Below are 4,202 nucleotides of genomic sequence, written 5' to 3'. Positions count from 1 at the left end.
GCACGAGCCGCTCCCGCTGCTCGACGAACAACTCGGTAGGTCTTGAGCTCATGAACTCATCTGAAGGGTCCGAACACATGTCGTCCAACGAGGAGAAGTACCTCGACTACCTCCGCCGAGCCTCCGTGGACCTCCAGGAGGCGCGGGGCAAGCTGCGCGAGGCCGAGGAGCGCGAGGCCGAGCCGATCGCGATCGTCGGCATGGGCTGCCGGTTCCCCGGTGGCGTGCGCTCGCCGGAGGACCTGTGGCGACTCCTGGAGGATGGCAAGGACGCCGTCTCCGAGTTCCCCACCAACCGTGGGTGGGACCTGGAGGCACTCTTCGACGACGACCCCGACCGGCAGGGGACCTGCTACACCCGTGAGGGCGCCTTCATCCACGACGCGCCGGAGTTCGACCCGGCGTTCTTCGGGATCTCGCCGCGCGAGGCCGCCGCGATGGACCCGCAGCAGCGGCTGCTCCTGGAGACCTCCTGGGAGGCGTTCGAGCGGGCGGGCATCGATCCGCACGCACTGCGGGGCAGCCGGTCGGGCGTGTTCGTCGGCACCAACGGCCAGGACTACCTGGCACGCCTGCTGAGCGGCGCTCCGGACGGCTACGAGGGCTACCTCGGCACCGGCAACGCGGCGAGCGTCATCTCCGGCCGGCTCTCCTACACGTTCGGTTTCGAAGGCCCCGCGCTGACCATCGACACGGCCTGCTCGTCGTCCCTGGTCGCCATGCACCTCGCGGTGCACGCGCTGCGGCACGGCGAGTGCCCGATCGCCCTCGCGGGCGGCGTCACCGTGATGTCGACGCCGGGCGTGTTCATCGACTTCAGCCGCCAGCGCGGCCTGGCCACGGACGGCCGGGTCAAGGCGTTCGCCGACGCCGCCGACGGCACGGGCTGGGGCGAGGGCGTCGGCCTGCTCGTCCTCGAGCGCCTCTCGGACGCGGAGCGCAACGGCCACCCCGTCCTCGCGGTGATCCGCGGCTCCGCGGTGAACCAGGACGGCGCGTCGAACGGCCTGACCGCCCCGAACGGTCCCTCGCAGCAGCGGGTCATCCGCCAGGCCCTGGCGAGCGCACGGCTCTCCGCGGCCCAGGTGGACGCGGTCGAGGCACACGGTACGGGCACGAAGCTGGGCGACCCGATCGAGGCACAGGCCCTGCTGACGGCTTACGGCCAGGACCGCCCCGCCGACCGTCCGTTGTGGCTCGGCTCGGTGAAGTCGAACATCGGCCACACGCAGGCCGCCGCCGGTGTGGCGGGTGTGATCAAGATGGTCATGTCGATGCGGCAGGGTGTGCTGCCCAAGACCCTCCACGTGGACGAGCCGTCGTCGCACGTCGACTGGTCCGCGGGCTCCGTCGAGCTGCTGACGGAGGCGCGTGCGTGGCCCGAGACGGGTCAGCCGTGGCGTGCGGGTGTGTCGTCGTTCGGTGTGAGTGGTACGAACGCGCACGTCATCGTCGAGCAGGCTCCTGTGGCTTCTGCGGTGGAGCGGGCGGAAGCAGCGGAGCCGGTGCCCGGCGGCCTTGTGCCGTGGGTGCTGTCGGCGCGGAGTGCCGAAGCGCTGCGGGAGCAGGCCGCGCGGCTTGAGACCTTCGTCGACGAGGCGCCGGATCTGGCCGTGGCGGACGTCGGCCGTGCGCTGGTTTCCTCGCGTGCGGTGCTCGAGCACCGTGCGGTGGTGGCTGGCGCCGACCGGTCCGAACTCCTGGCCGCCTTGGCGGCCGTGGCCGAGGGCCGCACGACCGGCGCCGCGGTCACGGGCGTGGCCGACGCCCCCGGCCGGCTGGCCTTCCTGTTCTCGGGCCAGGGTTCGCAGCGGCTCGGCATGGGCCGCGAACTGGCCGCCCGTTTCCCGGTGTTCGCCGACGCCCTGGACGCTGTGCTGGGTGAGTTTGACCCTGCGGTGCGCGAGGTGTTGTTCGGTGAGAACACCGACGCGCTGAACGAGACCGGGGTGACGCAGCCCGCGCTGTTCGCCGTCGAGGTCGCGCTCTTCCGCCTCCTCGAGTCCTGGGGCGTGCAGCCCGATGCCCTGGCCGGACACTCGATCGGTGAGCTGGCGGCCGCCCACGTGGCGGGTGTCTGGTCGCTGACCGATGCCGTGAAGGTGGTCTCGGCGCGTGCCGGGCTGATGCAGGCGCTCCCGTCCGGCGGCGCGATGGTCGCGATCCAGGCGACCGAGGAGGAGGTCGCCCCGGACCTCCCGGAGACCGTGAGCATCGCCGCGGTCAACGGCCCGAACGCGGTGGTCATATCCGGCGCCGCCGACGACGTCGAAACAGTCGCGGAGCGGTGGCGCGAGGCGGGCCGTAAGGTAACCCGCCTCAAGGTCAGCCACGCGTTCCACTCGCCGCTGATGGACCCGATGCTGGACGACTTCCGCCAGGTCCTTGAGAGCGTGTCGTACGAGGCTCCCGCGATCCCGATCGTGTCGACGCTGACCGGCGCCCGCGCGACGGCCGAAGAGCTGGCATCCCCGGAGTACTGGGTGCGCCACGTACGCGAGTCGGTGCGGTTCGCCGACGCCGTCGGCACGCTCGTGAACGACGACGTGACCACGTTCGTCGAGGTGGGACCGGGCGGAACACTGGCGGCCCTGGGGCAGCAGTCCGCGCCGGACGCCGGCTTCGTCCCGGTCCTGCGGAACGACCGCCCGGAGGCCGTGGCCGCCACGACCGCCGCGGGTCACCTGCACGTGCGCGGTGTCCGCGTGGACTGGGAGGTGTTCTTCGCCGGGCGCACCACCCAGCACGTGGACCTGCCGACGTACGCCTTCCAGCGCGAGCGCTACTGGCTGGACGCTCGCCCCGCCGACCTGGACCTCGAACTTCTGTCGCCGGTGGACGCGCGTTTCTGGGGTGTCGTGGAGGACGGCGACATCGCCGACCTCGCCCGCACGTTGGACGTGTCGTCGGATGCTCCGCTGAGTGAGGTGCTGCCGAGACTGTCCGCGTGGCGCAAGGAGCAGCAGGGCCGCTCCACGGTGGACGGCTGGCGCTACCGGGTCGAATGGCGGTCGCTGGCGGCCGGGTCCGGGCGCCTGGACGGCGCCTGGCTGGTTGTCGCGCCGGTTGGTGAGGAGCGTGCCGAGTGGGTGTGCGACTCGCTGGTCCGGAAGGGTGCGGACGACGTGCGCGTCCTGCACGTGGATCCGGAGGCAGCGGACTGGGCCGGACAGTTCACCGCACTCTCCACCTTGAACGGTGTCGTCTCGCTGCTGGGATTCGCCGACGCGGGCGACTCGACCGTGCCCGCGGGCGTCGCGGCGACCATCGCGCTGTTGCAGGCGCTCGGCGAGGCGGACGTGCCGGTGTGGTGCCTGACCTCCGGCGCGGTGTCGGCGGCTGCCGACGATGCGGTCACCGGGTTCGAGCAGTCGATGCTGTGGGGCCTGGGCCGGGTCGCCGCATTGGAGCAGTCCGGCCGCTGGGGCGGCCTGATCGACCTGCCCGAAGCGCAGGACGAGACGACCGGAGACCTTCTCGCGGCCGTCCTCGCCGAACCGAACGGCGAGGACCAGATCGCCTTGCGCGGCAACGGAGTCCTCGCCCGCAGGCTGCTGCCCGCCCCGCTGAGCGAGGCAGCCCCCGGCGCGGGCTGGACGCCGCGCGGCACCGTACTCGTCACCGGTGGCCTCGGCGCCCTGGGCGGTCACGTGGCGCGCTGGCTGGCGGGACACGGGGCCGAGCACCTCGTGCTGGTCAGCCGTCGCGGCAGCGCGGCTGCGGGAGCCGCGGAGCTGGAGGCCGAGCTGGTCGACCTCGGCGCGCGCGTCACGTTCGCCGCCTGCGACATGACGGACAAGGAGTCCGTCGCCGAGCTGCTGCGGAGCATCCCGTCGCTCACTGCGGTGGTGCATGCGGCGGGTGTTGAGCGTTCGGCTGTGCTTGCCGATCTGGATCCGGCGGATCTGGGTGGGTTTGCTGAGGTGTTGTCGGCGAAGGTGGATGGCGCGCGCAACCTGCATGAGTTGTTGGGTGAGCGTGAGTTGGATGCGTTTGTGTTGTTCTCGTCCATTGCTGGTGTGTGGGGCAGTGGTGGGCAGGGTGCGTATGCGGCGGCCAACGCGTATTTGGATGCGTTGGCGGGGCATCGTCGGGCGGCGGGTCTGGCGGCGACGGCGGTGGCGTGGGGTCCGTGGGGTGGTGGCGGCATGGTCGCGGGCGCCGGGCGGGATGCGGCGGCGCAGTTGCGGCGCAGGGGTCTG

At 72.0% G+C, this 4,202-nt stretch carries 1 protein-coding gene; it reads left to right on the top strand.

Annotated elements, in window-relative coordinates; genetic code table 11:
- Window positions 1–77 precede the first annotated feature (77 nt).
- Window positions 78–4,202: type I polyketide synthase (locus tag ACFUPX_RS32640; RefSeq protein WP_383330922.1), on the top strand; the 4,125-nt coding region annotated here is incomplete at its 3' end.

Source organism: Streptomyces sp. NPDC057302 (genome assembly GCF_042667685.1).
Classification (GTDB): domain Bacteria; phylum Actinomycetota; class Actinomycetes; order Streptomycetales; family Streptomycetaceae; genus Streptomyces.
Note: the sequence above shows the minus strand (reverse complement) of the source record. Positions and strands in the feature narration are given on the sequence as shown.